The organism is Spirosoma soli (genome assembly GCF_042684525.1).
Lineage (GTDB): Bacteria > Bacteroidota > Bacteroidia > Cytophagales > Spirosomataceae > Spirosoma > Spirosoma soli.
Window position 1 is genome coordinate 1 of sequence record NZ_JBHULN010000017.1, and the last position, 22,340, is coordinate 22,340.

Consider the following 22,340-nt stretch of genomic DNA (forward strand, 5'->3'; position numbering starts at 1 on the left):
TGGAAGAGCTAACAGTAATTGTTTTGGAACAGATTAACCTACTAGAGAAGAATCGAAAGTTAATCCAAGTCTTCTTCCGAAAGAAGGAAGTCGCTTTCTTTACAGACTAATTCACGGATCAATAAGTATGCTTTTGGTTACTTCCATTTTTTAACGTTGAACAAGGTGTAAATTTTGTACACCACTATCTACCCTAACCCTTTATGTTTATTGAAACACAAGTTTTACCAATACATAGTTGTGTTGAACCCATTACCGATTTAGCCGAACGCTTCTTTGAACTCAATGCCGAACAATGTGATGATTTTCGTCGGGTATTACAAAGCCACATCAACCGATTAAACGATTCGCTTTATGTTTTTGTCGAAGGGCCTTACGTGGATAGGGTGTATCGGGATAGTTATTACCATTATTTTTCTACAAAATTAGGTAGTTATCCCAAACACTGCCTTCGCTTGTCATTCTTCAGCACAAAGATTGACGGCGGTTCATTTCGGGGCAGTGTTGATAAAAATTCTTTGCAGAAGCACTATCTGGGCTTTGTTGTGTTGCGGCCAACTATACCACAGGTGATAGGTCGAAGTGTTTTATCGCCCCATGCGTTGAAGAATCGTAACCTGAACATTTGTGTAACGGACGTTCCGGTAACGGTTAATGCGATTAAGCTAACGGCAACCGGATTTCCCCACTCTTCGCAAGATACCGAAACAATTACCTGCGCCGAAACCACCGTCTGGGCTCTAATGGAGTACTTTGGTCATCGCTACGCAAACTACCGGCCGGTACTTCCTTCTGAGATTATATCTGTGCTGCGTTCGCAATCATACGAGCGGCAGTGGCCGTCTAAGGGATTAGCTGTTGATCAGATTTCATTCGCCCTGCGCGAGTTGGGTTTCGCCACGCGCATCTACTCTAAGCAAGCACACGGGTCTGATTTTTATGAACTCCTCAGTTGCTATGTTGAAAGTGGTATTCCAATTGCTGTAACGATTGATAATCACGACGGCATTGCTCATGCTCTGCTGTGTATTGGCCGCGAGCCAATTAACGCCAGTCAGGTACCCACTACGCCACCGCGTGTATTAGGTCGTTCCATTCGTATTGTCGATAATGACCGGATTGCGCGAAATTTTGTGTTCATTGACGATAATATGCCCGCCTATGTAAAAGCGGATCTGACGCTACCGGCTGCTAACTACCCTAACGAGGATTGGCAACGATGCGAAATCGATTACTTCATTGTGCCTTTGTATGGCAAAGTCTACCTGGAGGCCTTTGAAGCTAAACGACTTGTTGAAAATTTCCTGGTGGTGGGTCCGTACCCCTTGCCGGAGGGATACGAACTGTTCTTACGCTTTTATCTCACGTCGAGTCGTTCCTACAAGGAATACGTAGCGACGCAGGCCGGTATGCAGTCTGAACTACAGACGCTTATCCTGGGCATGGCACTGCCGAAATTTATATGGGTAGCGGAACTGTCCACGAATGAGCTTATTGAACATAGCCAGGCGAATGGCGTTATTATATTGGACGCTACAGAAGCTAACGTGCTCTATTACAAGCCTATGGTGTTTGCGGCTTACCAGAACAAATTGTTTACCTTTGCCGAAGAGAACACGAATGCCACTCGTATTCAGGCAATTAATTTTGAATTGACGACGTTCTCTATTTACGAGAATAACTTGAAACCCTTTTCCGACCAGCCTTATTGACCAACCATTACGATGCAGGACACGAACGAACTGAAACAATTGATGGAGCGGTTCCGGCAGGAAGACCGAATCCAACCGCTCGACCCGGAGGTAGCGCAGGAAGCAACCCGGCAGATGAACATGCAGATGGAGGAGGTCCGTCGTGAGTATCGTCGCCGTGAACGGGAGTCGCAGATAAATGCGGCTAAGGTCGTCTTAACCGCTTAATGTATCTCGTTATAAAGAGGAACGCCCGACCAATTGGCCGGGCGTTCCTCTTTTATCATCAATCATTCTTCTGCCACCATCGCTACTTCCTCATCGACAAGGGCGTAGGACATCGGCACTACCGGCGTTTCGTTGGCTTCCGGCTTCTTGCCCCAGACAGCCGCAACCCGGTCTTTTATTTTTTGCTCAAACAGCGAAATCAACTCTTTATTGGCGTTTACCAACGCCTGCTCCCGTTCGATCTCGGCTACAATTTGCTGCTGCGTTTTGAGTGATGGAAGAGGAATTTGAATAGATAAATACTCTTTTTGATAAAGTGCTGCTACACTTGTGGTTCCCGCTACGAGACTACTAATCTTAGCTTTTCCAGCGGGAGAATTCATGTAATAATTAGCGTAGTCGGCTATCAAGTCGTTTGTGAATCGAATTCGGAGAATGTTATTATTAAACAGAAACTTATTTGGTTCGCCATGGAAAACCGTAGACTTACCAACTAAGTTAGGTGCATTTCGAGTGTTGTAAATAAAGTCACCGTCCTTCAATGTATTTCTGGAAAGTTCATCAGCTGTTGACTCAACGAAAACCACTTTATCCAAAAGCAACTGGCCATCGTAAGTGATGTTTTCCATTTTAATGTATGGAAACGTATTTTCGGTTACTTCAATACCCTGCTCTCCTTTTCCTTTAGTCAATCCAAGTTGAGTTGATTCAACACAGTTTCCCAACGCCACCATTTCCCAACTTGGGTCAATTTGAATTTGGGGTTTGTAGGCTTCGACGACCTGCCGCGCTCCGTCGATGATGCGCTGATAACCCTCAATCTCGGCCACAATCTGCTGCTGAACGGCCAGCGGAGGCACGGGGATTTCGAGATTAGCAACATAATCCTTTGCAACGCGCTGTTGGCCTGCCGAACCGGTCATGTTAAACTTACCAATTCGTTTAAATTCATGGGATGATATGAAGTAGTATACCCATTCAGGCAAAATCTGGTCGCCTGGCCGGATAACGTAATACTCCGTTGAGCCGAAACCGATGCCATTCTTCAATCCACGAGCAATACCAGCTTTTCCGTTTTCAAAGCAAGGGGTGATTTTGGCCAGTAGCACATCATTATCTCTGAAAAAAGTATAGCCTTTCATTACCTCGTGTAATTGGCGAATTTCCTTTGGCTGGAAAGTCATACGGTTCTCCTGCAAATCACTCATTGGTAGAAAAGTGACTTCTGTTCCAGGTTTAAAATTTCTTAATTCAGCTTTTCCCGGATTAATTTCGCAAACATCGCCCAAACGTACTTTGGGATAGTCGCTTGATTGGCTGGCGATAGCAGCCTTGTACCGTTCCCCACTCAAATTATATTCCCCGCTTCCGACAATACGTTCCTTCTCAACCACAAGGCCCATATCGTCATGGACGACAAACTCACTGCTTACGTTGGCAACTGTGCCGTTTTGGATGGTTTGTCGATAAGCGGTCAACAGTTTAAGCGCATTCGGCAAATCGTTTTTGTCAATCGGGCGTCGTTGGGCACCGAGGTCATAACCATCGGCTTTAACCTTCACAAACAGCACCGAATCAGTTTTCGGCGCCAACGTCCGGTCGAGCAGCAGTATACTCGTTTTTACGCCCGAGTACGGATTGAAGACACCCGCCGGCAGACTAACCACCGCCCAGAGGTACTTGTCTACCAGCAACTTTCGCAAGGCTTTGTAAGCCGTGCCGCTCTGAAAAATAATCCCTTCAGGCACAATCACAGCCGCCCGGCCACCCGGTCGTAAGTGCTCGGCGATGTAATCAAGAAATAGTACTTCGGAGCGGTTGCTCTGGATACTAAACCGGCGGTGAGGCTTAATACCGCCTTTAGGCGACATGAACGGTGGATTCGCCAGAATTACGTCGAACCGCTCGTTCCAATTGTCTTCACTCGTCAGCGTATCATATTCCACCACCTGCGGGTTAGTAAAGCCATGTAGATACAGGTTCACCAGTGACAGGCGAACCATGTCCGGGCTAATGTCATACCCTTTTATGTTCTCAACCAGCCGTTTCCGGTCGTCGGGTGTTAGTAAATCACCTTTGTTTTTACTCGTATTCTGGTTGCGGATGTAGTTGTACGAGGATACTAAGAAACCAGCCGTGCCACAAGCGGTGTCTGCTATGGTTTCGTGCTTCTGCGGCTGCACCACGTTCACCATAAAGTCGATGATGTGGCGTGGTGTACGAAACTGTCCGGCATCGCCCTGGCTACCCATCACCTGCAATAGATATTCGAACGCATCACCAAGGTCTTCGGAGTGATCATAGGCAAAGCCATTAATCGTTTTCAGAAATAGCTTCAGCGTTTCGGGGTCGCGGTACGGCAGAAAGGCATTCTTGAAAATATCACGAAATAGTTACGGAATATTGGGGTTTTGGTTCATCCGCACGATGGCCTCGGCGTAAAGCGCCAGCACTTCATGTCCGCCCAATTGCGGGGCAAACAGCTTCGACCACGCGTATTTATCGAATTCTCCGGCAAAAAAGGTTGGTTCGCCCCCAAACTCAATGGCCTCCTTGTCCATATCATCCATGAACTTATAGATCATGGCAATGGTGATTTGCTCAACCTGGCTTTTGGGGTCGGGTACTTTACCTACCAGAATATCGCGGGCGGTGTTAATGCGTTGTTTCGTTTCGGTTGTCAGCATGATTGTTAAGAGCCAAATACTTCCGTAGCACTTTTAACAGCCAAAAGTCCAGCCAGCGGATACTGGCTACGTTCAAGGCTTTTAAATTTTAGTTCTTGGCGAATGAAGAAGTCGTCAATAGTTATTCTTCCGTCCTGGTCTGAGTCAATCGGCTGAGAGGCCAAATAGTCAAGCAGGCTGTTCAATACAAATGTCAGGTAGTAGCGTAGATTACCCGTTACGACTTCGATGTTGCTATTGATGGCAGCTTCATGAACAATCTCGTTGCGGATACGGTAGCAGCGTGTCAGGTGCCGCGTAAGATTTTTCTGGTGTTCTACGATGTACGTCTGCGGCTGCTTAGTCCCGAAGATGCGTTGCTTATACTGATAAGCCCGATAACCTAACAGTGGGTGAGTCTCCATAAAGTGTTCGATGACGAACACATATGTAGCTTCCCGGCTTAGATACACTAAATCATTGTTGTAACCTGGGACTCGTTTATACACCTTGGCTCTTTTCAGCAGGTGATGAAATTCGAGCAGATTACGTTTTACATAAATAAGCGCATGACAATTTGTAAAATGTTCCTTCATGCGGAAGATGGTCCGTTCGGTGATGTCATAGTTTGAAAAAATGTATTCCAGGCCAATCCAATAGTTCACATATTTCTGCTCCAGTTCAAGTGATTCACTACCTAGACGAAGATAACGGATGGCCGACGTGATCTTATTACGTGTTTCTTTAGCTATATCTCGGTTTTCCTGAATAATGGCTACTTTTTGAGTAAGGTCTTCGTAAAGTGTTTGGGCGTTCTTATAAAAACCATCCTCTTGATACATCATTCGATGGACTTGTGTTTTATCAGGTTCCAGGGTGCCGCATACCAAAGCATCATTGTAGACGTTCAGGTTTGCTTCTGAGAATCCTAGATGTAAACGATCCAACTCAGCATTTAGCTGTCGGCGAGCCTTCTTAAGTACGGAAAAATAGTCCAGCCCCTCTACCTGTACGTATACAAGCTGAACCTTAGGGTCTATTTCAGTAAGAAATCTTTCCGCCTGCGCATTGGTTGTGCATAAGCTGCCTTTCACCTCGTCGGATAGCAACAGAGAGCCATTTAGGTTTATTTGATGTCCACCTGAGATTTTTATCTTGAATACAACCTTATAGGCTTCTGCCTGTCGGGTGCAAAGTTGTTCAACGAAATTAAGGGCGTAATCAAAATCGGTCTGTACATCTTTGCCAAACAGCTTCTGTCTTACCAATGGGTAGAGATAGGACTTAGCGTAACCCTGCTGGAGCAACTCACTAACTGCGTGTTCGGTCAATCGGCTCAATGTATCGAGATTACCTGGCGAATTTTTTATGTCGGTATCCTTTAGACGTAGTATCTCATTACGTATGCTGGCCACGAGCGAACCGGCGTACAATTCGTTGTCTTTAAGCACAATTCGCAGGGCATATATTAATTGGTTAGTGGCGATTAACTTTCGTTCTTTAACTGCATCTATGCCCGTACCTTCAGCCGCGTCTGTTTTGCTTTTCTGCGAAGGTTTACCTTTGTGGCCTAGGTACTCACCAATTAGCGAGGTTAAATAACTTTTACTAATATCACTGAATACAAGTTCGTTGTCTACTTTCAAAAGAGCATCCGCTTCCTCTAGAAGAGCTTCGATGGTAGTAAAATTTTTAATCTTATTTTGAGTAGAATCAATCAGAACCTGGCTTAATTCTTGCAATATACTTCGAGGGTTATTCAACCTTACACGAAACGAGTCGAGTGTCCGTCGGTGAGTCAGTTCTAAGAATTTCTCTTTAAAATAGCGTTGACTGATGCTTAATAATTTAATCGGCGTAGCGCTTGAATTCATGTAAACTTTTAATACGTTTGCAACGTTTTTGCTTTAGAAGACAACAATTATACTGATATACTGAAAATATTGGAAGGAGAGTACTGGCAGATTGGCAAGAGACTTCATCGTCCGCCTTCTGTTTCCCCTCTCCTGACAGTGACAAAAACCCGGCTCACGAGCCGGGTTTTTCTATTTAGGCCATGAATTGGTTCAATGAAATGTTATCCTTAATGTATTCCGGTATCTGTTTGCGCAGCTCGGGCGGCAGATGCCGGAATGAGTCACCGTTGGGATTCGTGTTGAGTAGGCTGTACTTGCGAGTCTCAATAATTTCGCGCAGGTCGCCATCAGTGACGTAGCTCTTGAAGAAGTTTTTCGCGGCCGTGAAATACTCCTCGTTGGGCAGGTACCGGCTGTCGAATTTATCAAATTCGTCTTCCAGCAATTCTTCTTTCGACTTGAAATACGGAATCAGACCCAGCACCTTCTCAACAATCTCACGCAGGCTAATCCGGCGGTCTACCTGAGCCGCCCGCCGAAGCTTGTCCAGGTTGTAAAACTCGGCTGGCTTATCGAAATACGTATCAGCTACGTAAGCCAGCACGGTGTCCCAGTCGCCGGTTTGCAAAGTATTTTGCACAACGGGGTCTTGCTTAACACGCTCCTCAAACTGGTCGAAGTACATGCGGTCGATCTTCATCCCATCCAGGCCAACAATCTGCTCCTGCACGGTATGAATGCGGTCGGTCGACTCATTTTCGTAAGCTCCTACGTCGGGTAAAGGCGTCAGCAGCCCACCTGTCGGGTCAGCATCGGGCTTGTTGATGGCGGGCAGCTTAATTACTTCGTCATAGTTAAACTTCTCTTCGAAGTATTCGCAGTTGGCAAAGAAATCGAACAGTTTGAACGTCGTCTTCTCTACATCACCGAGCTGGTTGGCCAGTGTTCGGTCAGCCAACGTGTCGCCGGTAAAATTGTGTTTTCGAGTACCTCGCCCCTTCATCTGCACAAATTCCGAAGGCGAGAACACCGGCCGCATTAGGCATAAGTTCAGCAGGTCGGGGCAGTCGTAACCAGTGGTCATCATACCAACCGTTACGCAGACGCGTGTTCTGCTCGTCCGGTAGTCTGGATTGTAGTTGCCCGAACCACCCAACTGATTGTTGGCAAAATTGATGGTCATCTGCTGGGCATCGGTTACGTTCGATGTCACCTGCACAGCAAAGTCAGACCGATAACGGCCCGGAAATAGCCGGTGTGCCTGCTCATTAAGTAGTTGCGTTACCCTGGCCGCGTGGTTCTGGCTAACGCAGAAGATGATCGTTTTCCCAACCTCGCCACTGACCGGATCGCGTAGCGCGTTTTTCAGGAAAGTCTCGCAGAAGACGTAATTGGTCGTTTCAGAGAAAAACTTTTTCTCGAAATCGCGGTGTACAAACGACGCTTCGGTTTCATTACCATCTTTGTCCTCTACCAGCACGGCATATCCTTCCTCAGACAAGAGCTGCGTGGTAATGCTCGTCCGGGCATCAACAACGGTTGGGTTAACTAAATACCCAGCCTTGACGCCATCCAGCAATGAGAAACGAAAGGTAGGGATACCGTTCTCACAACCAAACGTCGTATAAGTATCTAACAGCATCCGGCGTTCCAACTCGCGCGGGTCACGTTGCTGAAGCTTCGCCGTATTTACCTTCTTAAGGTAATCTTTCGGAGTTGCGGTTAGTCCGAGTTTGTAGCCGACGAAGTAATCAAACACGGCCCGGCTGTTACCACCAATAGACCGATGCGCTTCGTCGGAAATGACCAGGTCAAAATCGTCGGGCCGAAACAGTCGCTTGTATTTGTTGTGATGAGAAAACGATTGCACCGTCGAAACCACAACTTCTGCCTTACGCCAGTCGTCGCGTTTTTCTTTATAGATGACGGTGATGTAATCAGGCTTCAGGTACTTGTCAAAGTCTTTCTTCGCCTGATTTTCCAGCTCAAGCCGGTCAACCAGGAACAGCACCCGCCGGGCGTTACCTGTCCGCAAAAACAGCTTTACTACGGCCGCTGAGGTTAGCGTTTTTCCCGTTCCGGTGGCCATCTCGAACAGAAACCGATCTTTGCCGTCGGCCACAGCTTCCTGCAACTTTTTAACAGCTTTTAGCTGGTAATCGCGCAGGAAACGAAGGCCCGATTCGCGTTTGAAGCGTTCCCTTTGCGCTTCATAAATCCAGCGTGGGTCGGCCTGGTAGTCTGGCCTTTGGGTCAGCGCAATGTAATCAACGTCAAGCGGCTCGTTGGCTAAGCGTTGCGGATCGGCATGAAAGGCGTTGAGATGCTTGAAGCTATCCGTCGTAGGAAACGTTTGAATAGGTTGCGGATTTCCTCGCTCTAAATCCCACAAAAAATGCAGGTTACCGTTCGACAAAATAACGTAGCGACAGTTTTGGCTGACGGCATATTTGCGCGCTTGTTCCTTGGCGCTGAGTGGGTGGATGTGCTCAGCTTTAGCTTCCAGCACCACTAACGGAAAACCTCGACCGTCAAGTAGTAAGAAGTCGAGAAACCCACTTTTAGTTTTCTCAAAATTTTCACCTAAATCGTTAAGTTCCGTCGTGCTGATTTTGGTATGGTGTTCGAGCGCAATATTAACCGGGCCATCGTCAGTGTCGAAGAAGCGCCAACCTGCTTCTTCGAGGAGTTTGTTAATCTTAATTCGTGCTTTCGCTTCTTTTTGTGCCATGTGTCGAGCAAACCGACTGGCAAGATAGGCACATAACGCAGGTCTTGCAATGCTTACGCCCTAGCTTCCTGGCTAACCGGTACGGCTGTTTTTTTGATGGCGGCAATACCGCCTTCTACATTAATCACATTATCGAAACCGCGCGCTTTCAAAATAGAATTGGCCACCATTGAGCGATATCCACCGGCGCAATGCACGTAGACTGGTTCGTTACGGGGCACTTCAGCCATGTGATCGTTAAGGTTATCAAGTGGTAAGTTTTCTGCGCCTTGGACATGTTCAGCCGCGAACTCACCGGGTTTGCGGACGTCCACAACAGTTAACAATGGATTGGCTTTCCATCGTATAGAAAACTCTTCGGCGGATATAGATTCAATATGATCTACTTCTTTGCCCGCTTGCTGCCAGGCGGTAAAGCCACCATCGAGGAAACCAATGCAGTGGTCATAACCGACGCGGGCGAGCCGTAGGATGGTTTCTCCTTCCTGACCAGCCGGCGTAACGAGCGCAATTGGCTGCATCAGATCGGGAATTAACGCGCCAACCCAGGGAGCGAACTGGCCATTCAAACCAATGTTAATAGAATTCGGAATAAAGCCTTTGGCAAAGTCAACCGCTTCGCGAACATCAAGCACTAATGCGTCCGTTTCGTTGACCGCAGTTTCAAACTCTTCGGGCGATAGAGCCTGACTACCACGCTGTAAGACCTGATCAATCGGCTCATATCCTTCTTTATTAAGCCGGGCGTTTTCCGAGAAATAAGCTGGCGCCGTTGTTAATCCATCAAGTATTTTCTCGATGAATTCCTCTTTTGATTTAGCCTGAAGCGCATAATTAAAGCGCTTTTGATTACCGAGTAAGTCCGTTGTCTCTTTACTCATGTTCTTACCACAGGCTGAACCGGCGCCGTGAGCCGGATAAACAATTATCGTATCGGCCAAAGGCATAATCTTCGTTTGTAGGCTGTCGTACAACATACCGGCCAGATCATGTTCTGTCAGATCGCCTTTGATCGCAAGGTCTGGTCGTCCGACGTCGCCAATGAAAAGAGTGTCGCCGGTAAAGATGGCATGATCTCTTCCGGCCTCATCAATAAGCAAGTAAGTTGTCGATTCAAGCGTATGACCTGGCGTATGTAGCACTTTGATCAATACGTTACCTACTGCGAACGTCTCGCCGTCTTTGGCATGATACACGTCGTAACTCGTATTGGCATTGGGACCGTAGACGATTGTAGCTCCTGTCTTTTTCGCTAAGTCTAGATGCCCCGACACGAAATCGGCGTGAAAATGTGTTTCGAACACGTACTTAATTTTAGCACCGGCTTTTTCAGCTTTTCGAATGTAGGGTGAGGTTTCGCGAAGTGGGTCAATGATCGCAGCTTCACCAGCACTCTCAATGTAGTAGGCTCCTTGCGCCAGGCAGCCTGTGTAAAGTTGTTCAACAGTCATAATGTAATGCAGGTGGAAACCCACTATTTATGAGCAAATGCGGTTTTTACCCGCATTACAGCAGTTCTTTGATAATCATGTACCCTGCCACCATCAACACAAACCAGCCAAAACCTTTTTTAAGTTGGTCGGGAGCTATGTAACGGGCTAAGTACATGCCCATGAAAATTCCAATGATAGATAAACCCGTAAACGGCAAAAGAAAATTCCAGTTGAGCGTACTGTGATGAATATCACCAAGGAATCCCACAAATGAATTAACCGCAATAATTAATACTGACGTTGCTACAGCCCGCTGTATGGATAAACCGGCTAGTAGTACAAGCATAGGAACAATCAGAAAGCCACCGCCTGCTCCAATGGTTCCGGTCAATAGGCCAACGGCTAATCCGTCAAGGGCCAGCGTTTGATAACGTGGGCGACCATCTGCGGCTTCTCCCTGCTCTGGTCGGTCGCTACGGATCATAGCCCGAGCGGCCAGAATCATGACTATGGCGAAGAAATACAGAACAGCATCGCTTTTCGACAACGTAAACTGCTCAACTTGGAACATAGGATCGGGTAAGGCCGGGACTAAAAAGCGCCGGCTTAGATAGACAGATATGAACGAGGGTAAGGCAAACGCTAGGGTTACCGGGAGGTCAACTCGTTTCTTCCAAACATGATTAATCGAACCAACTAACGACGTTGACCCAACTACAAACAGCGAGTATGTGGTTGCCATTACGGTTGGAATGTTAAAGACGTACACAAAAATGGGCACTGTCAGAATTGATCCACCGCCACCAGCCAAGCCAATGACTAAACCTACTATAACCGCTGACGCATACCCTAGCAACTCCTGTCCACTCATTGAGGACAAAGCTACAATTGAAAGAATAACTTTTTGATAACCTCGAGTAGTAACAAACGCAACGGCCCCCAGCAGAGTGCCAGGGGCCGTTGTGGAACAGTTAAACGAGAATTTCTATTCTTCTGGATTATTCAAATTGCTGTGCTTCCGGCTGTACAAGAAGTACACAATGATGCCTAGCGTACACCAGATAACGAATGTCAGTTTGGTATCGTCGCGTAGGTTGTACATTAGATACAGGTTAGCGCAAATACCCAAGGTTGCAATTACGGGCAAAGCAGGCGTTTTATAAGGCCGATCCAGATTTGGTTCACGAACGCGTAGAAGCCATACCGCTCCACAAATCATAGCAAAAGCAAGTAGTGTACCCGAGCTACACAATTCTGATACCTTATCGATCGGCGTTAGCGCTGCTACTGTTGAAACAATGCCGCCGACTAAAATCGTGCTTTTCCAGGGGGTTTTAAACGTTGGGTGAATGGCCGCAAACAAGTTCTTGGGTAACAAGCCGTCCTTAGCCATACCCAGGAAAATACGGGTTTGCCCCAGCATCATTACCAGCATAACGGAGGTTAAACCGGCAATAGCGGCAATTGTAATCAGATACACGGCCCAGGTAAGTCCCTGGTCAGCAAAGGCTTGTGCTACAGGAGCTTTGAGGTCAAGAGCGTCAAATCGTACCATACCAGTCAATACCAGTGAAACCAGAATGTACAAGGCCGTACAAATAACCAACGATGCAATAATGGCGAACGGTACGTCTTTACGAGGGTTAATGGCTTCCCCTGCCTGCGTTGAAACCGCGTCAAAGCCGATGTAAGCGAAGAAAACAATACCCGCTGCTGTTACAATGCCATCAAAACCATAGTGAGTCTGCCCTGATTTGTCAACAATCGGGTCTGGAATGAACGGTGTCCAGTTTGCCGTATCAACATAAAACGAGCCGGCAATGATGACGAAAATTACCGTAGCTACTTTCAGAATTACAATCAGGTTGTTGGTGCTGGCAGCCTCTTTGATTCCTTTGACAAGTATATAGGTTACCACCCAGACAATTAAGAAGGCGGGTAAATTAACGGCGAACGTAAAGTCTGGAATAGACTGTCCGGCAGCTCGTAAGGCTTCGGCTTTTTCCTGGGCCGTTACGGGGTCATTCATTAGCCACAGGGGAGGGTCAATGCCAAACAGGTGCATCAACTTCTCAAAATAACCTGACCAGCTGACGGCTACCGTTGTTGCCCCCATCATGTACTCAAGAATGAGGTTCCAGCCGATGAGCCAGGCAAACACTTCGCCAACCGTACCGTATGAATAGGCATACGCAGAGCCTTCAACGGGTAGGATAGACGCAAACTCAGCATAACATAAAGCTGCAAACGCGCAGGCAACTCCAGCCATCATGAACGATAGCGCCAGTGCCGGACCCGCCCACTGATTGGCGGCAATGCCCGTTAGCACGAATACGCCCCCGCCAATAACGGCCCCGATACCAAGCGAGGTGAGCCCCCAACGGGTTAATACCCGTTTGAGTTCACTTTTTTTCATATCAGCTTCGTAAGCTGCAAGGGGCTTCTTACGCCATATGCTGGTTGTATCGGCAGGTCTTACTTTTGTTTCCATGTAGGAAATAATAGTTTGGTGATTAGGTTTCTTAGAAAATATTCTTGGGTAAAATGCAGTGAAAGATACGAAATAATAAAGAGTGGAAAAGAAAAAAGAGCGAAAGAGTGAAACAGCAAGACACTACCACGGGGCCTATACTCTTTCGTTCTTCCGCTCTTTCACTCTTTTATATTACGACTGCGATGGACGAATTAGGGGCGTTTTTGCCTTCTTCTCCTTCTTTGCAGTAAACTCCTCAGGTGTTGCCGGAGCAGCACTGGTAAAGTCGGCCGGAACAGCGTCAAAGCCCGTCTTCTTTTCGGCGCTTGTACCGGTCGGTGTGCCAGCGTCTTTCTCCTGATCGCGGCTTAGTGAGTCAACCACAATAGGCGTAGCGACGAACAGGGACGAATACGTACCAACAATGACGCCAATCAGCATCGCGAACGAAAAGCCCCGAATGGTTTCGCCCCCAAAGATAAAGAGGACTAATAACACCAGAATCGTCGAGAAGCCCGTTACGGCTGTGCGGCTCAAGGTGCTGTTGAGGGCGTTGTTGATAATCGTCGGAATGCTTTCTTTCTTACCCCGGTTTTCATTCAGGTACTCACGCACTCGGTCGAAGACCACAACCGTGTCGTTCATAGAATAACCCATAATCGTAAGCAAGGCTCCCACAAACGCCTGATCGACGTCGAGCGAGAAAGGAAGCAGGCCGTTAAAGATTGAGAAGATAGCCAGGATAATCAGTACATCGTGGAACATAGCGACCACGGCACCATAACCAAACGCCAACCGCTTGAACCGAATCAGAATGTAAACGAATACCACGGCAACGGCCAGCAGAATTGACCACAGAGCCGATGTCAGAATATCATAAGCAATGGTTGGTCCTACTTTTTGCGAGCTCTGGATACGAGCAGGGTTACCCTTCAGGCTTGATAAGCCCTTGTAAATTGTTGCTTCTGCCCGCTTATCGGCCGTAGGTGAATTGTCGTCGATCAAATATGGTGTCGTTACCTTTACCTGATTGGCACCGATACCCGTACCACCATACGTTTTTACTTCCGGAGCGCTGCCCAGCACACTAGCCAGCGAAGTACGGACATCATCCGTGCTAACCGCTTTCTCAAAACGTACCACATACGAGCGGCCCCCTTTAAAGTCGACGCCTAAGCCGAACCCTTTAAAGATGATTGAAATGATACCTAAGCCAATAATTACCGATGAAACCGTGTAGTACAGCTTCCGACGTGATACGAAGTCGAAGTTTGAATCTTTGAACAGGTTCTTCGCCCATGACGATGAAAAGGTCAGCGTCTTACCATTCCGGATATAGTACTCCAATATCAGCCGGGTGATGAAGATGGCTGCAAACAACGAGGTCAGAATACCAATGATCAGTGTAGTAGCAAAACCCAAAATCAGACCCGTACCGAAAATGAACAGGATGATACCCGTCAGGAAGGTCGTTACGTTCGAGTCAATAATCGACGAGAGCGCGTTCTTGAAGCCATCGCCAACGGCTTGTTTAAAGCCTTTACCTTCAGATAGCTCCTCTTTAATACGTTCGAAAATCAGTACGTTGGCATCAACCGCCATACCGATGGAAAGAACGATACCGGCAATACCGGGCATGGTTAACACCGCACCCAACGAGGCCATTACGCCCAATAAGAAGAACAAGTTTACGAACAGAGCCAAGTCGGCAATCAGACCAGCGCGGTTGTAATAGAACACCACAAACGCTAACACCAGCAAGATACCTACTACCGACGACAAGACACCCGCGCTCACGGCTTCAGAACCTAACGTGGCACCGACAACGCTTTCTTCAACAATGTTAGTTGGAGCGGGTAATTTACCGGCTTTCAAGACGTTAGCCATGTCTTTGGTCTCTTCAACGGTGAAGTTACCCGAGATGCTCGAACGGCCGTTCGGAATTTCGTTCTGCACGTTTGGCGCCGTATACACCAAGTTATCAAGCAAAATAGCTACGGGCCGACCAACATTGGCAGCCGTTAAGTTTTTCCACTTACGGGCACCCTCCGCATTCATGTTCATGGTTACCTCGGGACGACCCCGATCATCGTAATCGTTAGAAGCATCCGTGATTACTTCACCTTCAAGCGGAGCGCGACCACCGGGCTTCTTCAGGAAATAGAGCGGTAAAATCTCTTTGCCATCCGTTGCCTTGAATGTCTTACGATCCCAGGCAAACACGGCATCCGCCGGGAACAGGCCCCGTACCTCAGGAGCGTTCAAAACGGCCTGCGCACGAGCCGTATCTTTTAGGTACACACCCAGTTGGTCCTGGCCAATTGGCAAGAAAAGCTGAGTTAGGGCAGTGCCCTGGGCCGCTGCAGCAGCCGTGTCTTTAGCGGCTGTCGAATCCTTCTTACCACCCTGTGCTAATTGCGACTCCAGGCTGTTGTTTGCTTTTGCCGCTGAGCCTGAAGCCGGAGCTGTGGTGGTGCCGGTTGTTTTCAGAGCAGCTTTGCGGGCGGCTTCCTGAGCAACGAGATAGGCGCCCATACCTTCAATAGCTGGTGCTAATTCATTTAAGCGATAAACTTCGGTAAACTCAAGTTTAGCCGCTCCGGTTAACAGACGACGTACACGCTCGGGATTGTCAACACCCGGTAATTCAATCTGAATCCGGCCCGAACCTGGTAAACGCTGAATGTTTGGGTTTGCCACTCCAAATTTGTCGACGCGAGCCTGAATGATCTGGTAAGCGCGGGCGATGGAGCCTTCCACTTCATCGTTCAGCATTTTCCGGACTTCGGTGTCCGAGGACTGATAGTTGATCTTGCTCCGATTAGCACTCGTTGCAAATACGCTGGCCAGCTTAGTATCCGGCGCGATCTTCTTGAAGTTATCTGCAAACAAGTCTACAAAGCTTGTGTTGCTTGTCTTCTTGTCTTCGGCGGCTTGCTTCAACGCCTGATTGAATTTTGGATCGCGGTTGTTACCCGACAAACCCCGCAAAATATCGGCGGGCGACACTTCGAGTACGACGTGCATACCCCCTTGTAAGTCTAGGCCCAACCCTAATTCGCGTTCAGAAACTTCCTGAAGTGTGCTACCTAAATAAACAGGCTCTTTCCAGAGCGAATCAAGGTAATGTTGTTTTTTATTCCGGTCAACCTGACCTTGCTTGTTAGTGGCGTAAGCCTCCGCATCGGCTTTAATGCTTCGGGAGACGAACGTAAACGACAGAAAGTAGATGCAGATGGCTGCAATTACACCCGTCAGAATGAGAATACCAGTTCGGTTTTGCATTACAAGTGTACGGGAAGAAAACCCGTATTAGGGAATAATGAATATGAAAGTTAAATATTAGAAAGCTTTGCTCGATGGCAAAAGCATGGTGTGTAGTGCACGGCAATTATCCGTGTTCGTACTTGGCCGTAGTAAGACTTAAGGCGCGTTGGGCGCTATGGCATGACCAAACACATGCCTGAAATAAGAAAAGTAGTAATGGGGGAGGGTAAAATGCCGTAGTAAAGGAACGCTCAGCAGCAACAATAGGATGAGCGTTGGCGCTGGCAGCAAAAACGCGGTTTGACTACCTACGTCAATTGTCGTGGCTGGAGTAACAACAGCTTCAAACTGGCTGGCGCTCAGTTGCGCATCCGACGAATGAGAGTCTGTGGCCTTACCCGACTTTGTTGATTTGGCTACAATGCCTGACTGAACCGCTTTTTTTGTCAGCGACGCCCGTTGCTGGAGCAGCCCTCCTTGTCCCCATGTTGCCGTGAACAGCAGAAGGGTTGCCAGGAGCAAGCTCGAAAAACGTTGTATGACACGCGGTTGCTTCATAAATTTCCTTAGCGGATGACAAATTTCGTACCATTTTTGGAAGAATGCAAGTACTTCTAGCCTACTATTTTTATAGATATTTTACGTAAGCGAAAAGCTTCCAGCGTATCATTTTGTGAGAAAGGCTTAACTTTCGCCCATGAATTTAAACGAGTTTATTCAACTAGCCTTAGCCGAAGACATCGGCGATGGTGATCATACATCCTTATCTACCATTCCGGCTGATGCGCAAAAACGCGCCCGCCTGCTAGTTAAAGAACCAGGAATCGTGGCCGGCGTTGATGTGGCCAAAGCCATTTTTGCCGTAGTAGATTCGACGTTCACTGTCGACGTGCTGCTACCAGACGGGGCTAGTATCATACCAGGCGATATAGTGTTGACTGTTAGCGGGAATGCCCGTAATATCTTGACGGCAGAACGGTTAGTGCTCAACTGCATGCAACGCATGAGCGGCATTGCCACCTACACGCGCCAGTTGGTCAACTTGCTGGAAGGAACGAGAGCTAAGCTGTTAGATACCCGGAAGACCACGCCTAACTTTCGCATTTGTGAAAAAATGGCGACCAAGATTGGCGGAGCGGTCAACCACCGCTTTGGCCTGTATGACATGATCCTGATCAAGGACAATCATATTGATTACGCGGGAGGCATAACAGCCGCTGTTACGCAGGCAAACGCTTATTTGAAAGAAACCGGTCGGTCGTTGCGGATCGAGGTTGAAACGCGTAACCAGGCTGAAGTAGAAGAAGTGCTTCGTATAGGAAAAGCCGAACAGACGCGGGTAGACATAATCCTGCTGGACAACTTTAAGCCAGAAGGTATTCGCGATATGGTTCGACTGATTGACGGCCAGTTCGTAACCGAAGCATCAGGTGGTATAAACGAATCAACATTGCGTGCCTACGCTGAGACAGGTGTTGATTATATTTCAGCGGGGGCGTTGACGCACCAAATCAAAAGCCTTGATCTAAGTCTGAAAGCATACTGATATCGAGCTTTTAGTAGGCTATGGTGTCGGATTCTCGTCAATGCCTAGTCTTGGCAGTGCTGGATTCAACACACGGGGAACAACCTTGATTCGGAAAACGCGCGTTCCGGCCACTTCAAAATCGCAGCTGTAAAAACCTCGTTGCTTCACTCCTCGATAGACGGCTGTGTAGTTTACGCGGGGAGGCCAGTTGTTCAGGGCTAACTCAGCGGTAATAGCGTCTACAGCTTTACGTAGGTTTGAAAAAAATATAACTGAAGGTTCCCGTTGTCGGAGCGCGTTTAATGAACCGACATGATGAACCGTAATTTCATATATAATCCGGCCACTTAACCGGATTCTAGGTTCTTTTGCTCTAATATCAGCTTGCTCGTTCATTCACAACAAAAATATGGAAAATAATACCGCTATTTTTCATTTTATAAACTAAAAGATAGTAACAAGCGTTTACACAATAACTACGCCAACAAAAGCTCGGTCACTCCAGTGGCTGAGCTTTTTTCATATAACACAAAAAGCGTCGGCTACTTTCGGTGGCCGACGCTTTTTGTGTCAATCAGTACCATACAGTGCTATTTCTTATACATGACTGTATCTACAGCTTGTAAGGTACGCTTCACGTTTGGAAGGATAGCCTCAATCAAGGTTGGCGCGTACGGTAACGGCAAGTCCATGCTGTTTACCCGAACGACAGGTGCATCTAGGTAATCAAATGCATTACGCTGAATATTGTACGTTAGCTCAGAAGAGATAGCTGCTAATGGCCAGGCTTCTTCAACAATAACGCAGCGGTTAGTTTTCTTAACCGAGTTAATGATAGTTGCATAGTCAATCGGCCGGACCGAACGAAGGTCAATAACTTCCGCAGAAATGCCATTCTTTGCTAATTCGTCGGCAGCTGCCAGAGCTACCTTCATAATTTTGCCGAAAGACACAATTGTTACGTCATTACCCTCGCGAACAAGGTTGGCTTGGCCAATAGGAATCAAGTACTCTTCTTCTGGAACCTGACCTTTATCTCCGTACATTAACTCTGACTCCATGAAAATAACAGGGTCATTATCGCGGATACAAGTTTTAAGGAGCCCTTTGGCGTCGTAAGGGTTCGAGGGCACAACTACTTTCAGGCCAGAGGTATTGGCAAACCAATTCTCAAAGTTCTGGGAGTGCTGCGAAGACAGCATACCGGCATTGCCAGTCGGGCCTCTAAACACAATTGGGCAGGAGTATTGCCCACCCGACATTGACATCACTTTAGCCGCTGAGTTGATAACCTGGTCAATGGCGACGAGCGAGAAATTGAAGGTCATAAACTCAATGATAGGGCGTAAGCCATTCATGGCCGAACCAACACCGATACCAGCGAAACCTAGTTCGGCAATGGGGGTATCGATGACGCGCTCCGGTCCAAATTCGTCTAGCATACCTTGGCTAACTTTATAGGCACCGTTATATTCAGCGACCTCTTCGCCCATCAAATAGACTTTAGGGTCCCGGCGCATCTCTTCCGACATGGCCTCTCGCAGGGCTTCGCGGAACTGTATCTCTCTCATGCTGAATGCGTTAAAGTTCGTTTATTGCCCCTCTTAAGGGCAGCTTGTCATTAGCCTAATTCGCTAAAAAACAGCCAAAATTAGGTAAAATGAGCTGATTCATCAAACGACAGGTCGTTCGTAGGCGGCAACTTATCCGACGCTTCACTTAACATAAATAAAATATGAAGCCAATGCAACCCGAACCTAAGCCCCTGCATCATTACGTAGTGTGCGTTTTGTCCACGAGCGACTGCTTCTGTTAAATACTCTTAACTGCTCATTCTCCGGAAAATCTCGCCTTAGTTTTGCCTTCGGAACCTAAATCTTCCCTTCTATGAAATTTTTACTCTACGTTATGCTTTGCCTTAATGCATTCGTGGTAGGTGCTCAAACTACATCTGGTTCTGAATCCACTCCTCCAGCGGAGCGGTCCGGGGCAGCCATGGTGGGACGAATCAGCGGAGTCCTTGCCGATTCGGCAACCGCTAAACCTGTTCCTTTTGCTACAGTTGCCCTTCAAAGCATCGATGGCAAATTAATTACCGGTGCTACTACGGACGACAAAGGGGCATTTATGCTGGAAAAGATTGCGGTTGGATCATACAGACTGGCTATTTCGTTTGTTGGTTATCGAACCAGAGTAGTTGACAAAGTAGTGATTTCCGCCGAAAAGCCGGAGCTTGAACTCGGGCGGATTGTGGTTTCGGCGGATAGCCGAAACTTGAAAGAAGTGGAGGTGGTTGGCCAGAAGACCTTAATAGAAGATAAGGGGGATCGCTTGGTGTACAACGCCGAAAAAGATATCTCTAACGCGGGTGGTACGGCCGTTGATGTGTTACGTAAGGTGCCGATGCTCACCGTTGACTTTAACGGAAATGTGCAAATGCGGGGTAACAGCAATATTAAAGTGCTGGTGAATGGAAAGCCATCATCCATAATGGCTCGCAATCTGGCCGACGCTTTAAAGCAGATGCCAGCCAACATCATAAAATCGGTAGAGGTAATTACGAGTCCTGGCGCAAAATATGATGCAGAAGGAGCGGGTGGTGTCATTAACATTATTACTAAGAAGGCGTTGCAGGGAGCCAATGGAACCGTAAATGCAACGGTTGGTAACTTCAACCGGGGGGTAGGGACGAGCCTGAATCTTAAAAAGAAAAAAGTCGGCTTATCGCTGTCGACCAACGTATATCAATACCGGAATATTCAACAGAATCAGTCAACACGAACAGCGCTGGTAGATGGCGCGCCAGCTAGTATTCTGACGCAACGAACCAGCATGGACAATACGGGCCTGGGCGGCTATGGCGAAATGAGTTTTGATTATGATCCGGACTCAACCAGCCGTATCAACTTTGCCGCGAACGTTTGGGGGGGGAATTTTCCTAATAACAGTACCGTAATTAATCGGTTGACTAAACCTGACGGTGAAGAACTACAGGCGTTTCGTAACGAAACTCGCTTTCGCAATCCCTATGGTAACGGTCAGCTCGACCTGGGTTACACAAAGACCTTTAGAAAGTCCGGCGTGGAGTCGCCGGAGCAGGAGTTCTCGTTTCTGACTCAATATAGCCGTATGCCCGATAACTACTTCTATGACACCGACCGCTATGCAATGTCGGAAGTCGTTACGTATCGTGAGCGTAGTACCAACTACAGTCGCAATAATGAATTTACCTTCCAATCTGACTATACGCATCCCCTCAAGTTTAACGGCCGAAAAGATACCACTAGTCTAAAGTTAGAGGTAGGCGCAAAGGCGATCTTACGGTATATTGGAAGCGAATTTCGTGTCGAGCGTTCTGACGATGGAGGGCCCGGGTTCACACCAGCTCCGGAGCTGTCGAACGATTTTACGTATACGCAAAAGGTGTATTCGACCTACGCATCGCTTCGGTTAGATACTAAGCGCAAATGGGGTTTAAATGCCGGGGCAAGACTGGAGCGTACCGATATTCAGGGCGATTTTGTAACGACGCAAACGGCCTTTACCAGTAATTATAATAACCTTATTCCAAGCATAACGCTGTCGAAAGGGATTAAAACGCACACGGTTAAAGTAAGCTATACGCAACGCATTTCACGGCCGTTGATCTGGTATCTGAATCCCTGGGTCAATGCGGCTGACCCTAAAAATTTAACCACTGGTAATCCCTTCTTATCACCGGAGCTAAGTCATAACACCGAATTATCGCACAGCATTACCACTAAGAAAGGCGTCTCCATTAATTCGTCGTTATACTGGCGGCAAACGAATAATGCGATTGAGTATCTGTCGACAGTAAACGCAGAGGGCGTATCAACAACAAAACCCCAGAACATTGGTCAGCGGGCCAATTACGGTTTGAGCCTAAACGGATCGGGTCAGCCCAATAAAGACTGGAACCTGAGCGGTGGCATCGATTTACGTTATGTCGACTTCACAAGCCCAGCGCTCAATTTGCGCAATAGCGGTTGGATATGGAATGTCAATATGAACACCAGCTATAAGCTGCCTAAGAACTACACCATCCAGGTTAACGGCAATTATGGTTCAGGCTGGATCAACTTACAGGGCAATTATTCGGGCTGGTACTGGTATGGAATCTCGGCTAAGCGTGAGATCTGGGACAAGAAAGCTAGCTTAACCTTGGGCATGAACAGTCCGTTTAATCGGGGAGTCCGGCAAACTGGGCGGCAGATAGCTCCGTCATTTACGTCGGAATTTAATGCGCTCAACGTAACGCGAGCCGTGCGGTTGACCTTCGAATGGCGCTTCGGTCAAATGAGCAGTGGAGGTGGTAAGCAAACCAAAAAGATTAATAACGATGACCGCAGTCGGTAGGTATTAGGTGTAGCCTGGACGGCCACGTCCGGGAGTAATATTCTTTATCTTACCCGGACGTGGCCATCCAGGCTACGTTTAGCCAACACT

The 22,340-nt window shown here is 47.6% G+C and carries 15 protein-coding genes and 1 pseudogene; 4 read left to right on the top strand and 12 right to left on the bottom strand.

Translation table 11 applies throughout. The features are described 5' to 3' along the window. Window positions 1-203: 203 nt before the first annotated feature. Together ACFSUS_RS21980 and ACFSUS_RS21985 are read left to right on the top strand one after the other, a co-directional pair. Window positions 204-1,712 (top strand): hypothetical protein, encoded by a 1,509-nt coding sequence (locus ACFSUS_RS21980; RefSeq protein WP_381525908.1) that lies wholly within the window; start codon window positions 204-206, stop codon window positions 1,710-1,712. 12 nt (window positions 1,713-1,724) lie between these two features. Further along, on the top strand, window positions 1,725-1,919 hold the full coding sequence (locus ACFSUS_RS21985; RefSeq protein WP_381525909.1) for a hypothetical protein: 195 nt from the start codon (window positions 1,725-1,727) through the stop codon (window positions 1,917-1,919). Between the two features lie 62 nt (window positions 1,920-1,981). On the opposite strand, the gene ACFSUS_RS21990 is transcribed toward ACFSUS_RS21985, so the two are convergent. From ACFSUS_RS21990 to ACFSUS_RS22035, 10 genes and pseudogenes are all read right to left on the bottom strand, one after another. Beyond that, window positions 1,982-4,300: an N-6 DNA methylase gene (locus ACFSUS_RS21990; protein WP_381526070.1), complete on the bottom strand. Its 2,319-nt coding sequence runs from the start codon at window positions 4,298-4,300 to the stop codon at window positions 1,982-1,984. Between the two features lie 12 nt (window positions 4,301-4,312). Next, the gene (locus ACFSUS_RS21995) at window positions 4,313-4,606 is read right to left on the bottom strand and encodes a hypothetical protein (protein ID WP_381525910.1); all 294 of its coding nucleotides are present in this window, start codon (window positions 4,604-4,606) and stop codon (window positions 4,313-4,315) included. A 5-nt stretch (window positions 4,607-4,611) separates the two neighbouring features. Next, complete coding sequence (locus ACFSUS_RS22000; protein WP_381525911.1) at window positions 4,612-6,459, bottom strand: hypothetical protein; 1,848 nt, start codon at window positions 6,457-6,459, stop codon at window positions 4,612-4,614. A 175-nt stretch (window positions 6,460-6,634) separates the two neighbouring features. Then, complete coding sequence (locus ACFSUS_RS22005) at window positions 6,635-8,833, bottom strand: DEAD/DEAH box helicase family protein (RefSeq protein WP_381526072.1); 2,199 nt, start codon at window positions 8,831-8,833, stop codon at window positions 6,635-6,637. After that, a pseudogene (locus ACFSUS_RS22010) lies at window positions 8,819-9,172 on the bottom strand (type I restriction enzyme HsdR N-terminal domain-containing protein); the annotation flags it as partial. The pseudogene ACFSUS_RS22010 and the gene ACFSUS_RS22005, both read right to left, overlap by 15 nt. A gap of 53 nt (window positions 9,173-9,225) precedes the next feature. Then, window positions 9,226-10,623, bottom strand: a complete 1,398-nt coding sequence (locus ACFSUS_RS22015) for an MBL fold metallo-hydrolase (RefSeq protein ID WP_381525912.1) — start codon at window positions 10,621-10,623, stop codon at window positions 9,226-9,228. Window positions 10,624-10,678: 55 nt separating this feature from the next. Next, window positions 10,679-11,476, bottom strand: a complete 798-nt coding sequence (locus tag ACFSUS_RS22020) for a sulfite exporter TauE/SafE family protein (RefSeq protein WP_381526074.1) — start codon at window positions 11,474-11,476, stop codon at window positions 10,679-10,681. A gap of 114 nt (window positions 11,477-11,590) precedes the next feature. Further along, window positions 11,591-13,096 (bottom strand): APC family permease, encoded by a 1,506-nt coding sequence (locus ACFSUS_RS22025; RefSeq protein ID WP_381525913.1) that lies wholly within the window; start codon window positions 13,094-13,096, stop codon window positions 11,591-11,593. Window positions 13,097-13,270: 174 nt separating this feature from the next. Then, the gene (secDF, locus tag ACFSUS_RS22030; RefSeq protein WP_381525914.1) at window positions 13,271-16,363 is read right to left on the bottom strand and encodes a protein translocase subunit SecDF; all 3,093 of its coding nucleotides are present in this window, start codon (window positions 16,361-16,363) and stop codon (window positions 13,271-13,273) included. 138 nt (window positions 16,364-16,501) lie between these two features. After that, window positions 16,502-16,903 (bottom strand): hypothetical protein, encoded by a 402-nt coding sequence (locus tag ACFSUS_RS22035; protein ID WP_381525915.1) that lies wholly within the window; start codon window positions 16,901-16,903, stop codon window positions 16,502-16,504. A 139-nt stretch (window positions 16,904-17,042) separates the two neighbouring features. Between ACFSUS_RS22035 and nadC the strand changes: the two genes are divergently transcribed. After that, entirely contained in the window at window positions 17,043-17,891 is an 849-nt protein-coding gene (nadC, locus tag ACFSUS_RS22040; protein ID WP_381525916.1) for a carboxylating nicotinate-nucleotide diphosphorylase, read from the top strand. Between the two features lie 18 nt (window positions 17,892-17,909). On the opposite strand, the gene ACFSUS_RS22045 is transcribed toward nadC, so the two are convergent. After that, window positions 17,910-18,269 (bottom strand): hypothetical protein, encoded by a 360-nt coding sequence (locus ACFSUS_RS22045; protein ID WP_381525917.1) that lies wholly within the window; start codon window positions 18,267-18,269, stop codon window positions 17,910-17,912. A 194-nt stretch (window positions 18,270-18,463) separates the two neighbouring features. After that, on the bottom strand, window positions 18,464-19,444 hold the full coding sequence (locus ACFSUS_RS22050; RefSeq protein ID WP_381525918.1) for a pyruvate dehydrogenase complex E1 component subunit beta: 981 nt from the start codon (window positions 19,442-19,444) through the stop codon (window positions 18,464-18,466). Window positions 19,445-19,760: 316 nt separating this feature from the next. Between ACFSUS_RS22050 and ACFSUS_RS22055 the strand changes: the two genes are divergently transcribed. Beyond that, on the top strand, window positions 19,761-22,250 hold the full coding sequence (locus tag ACFSUS_RS22055; RefSeq protein ID WP_381525919.1) for a TonB-dependent receptor domain-containing protein: 2,490 nt from the start codon (window positions 19,761-19,763) through the stop codon (window positions 22,248-22,250). Window positions 22,251-22,340: the final 90 nt, after the last annotated feature.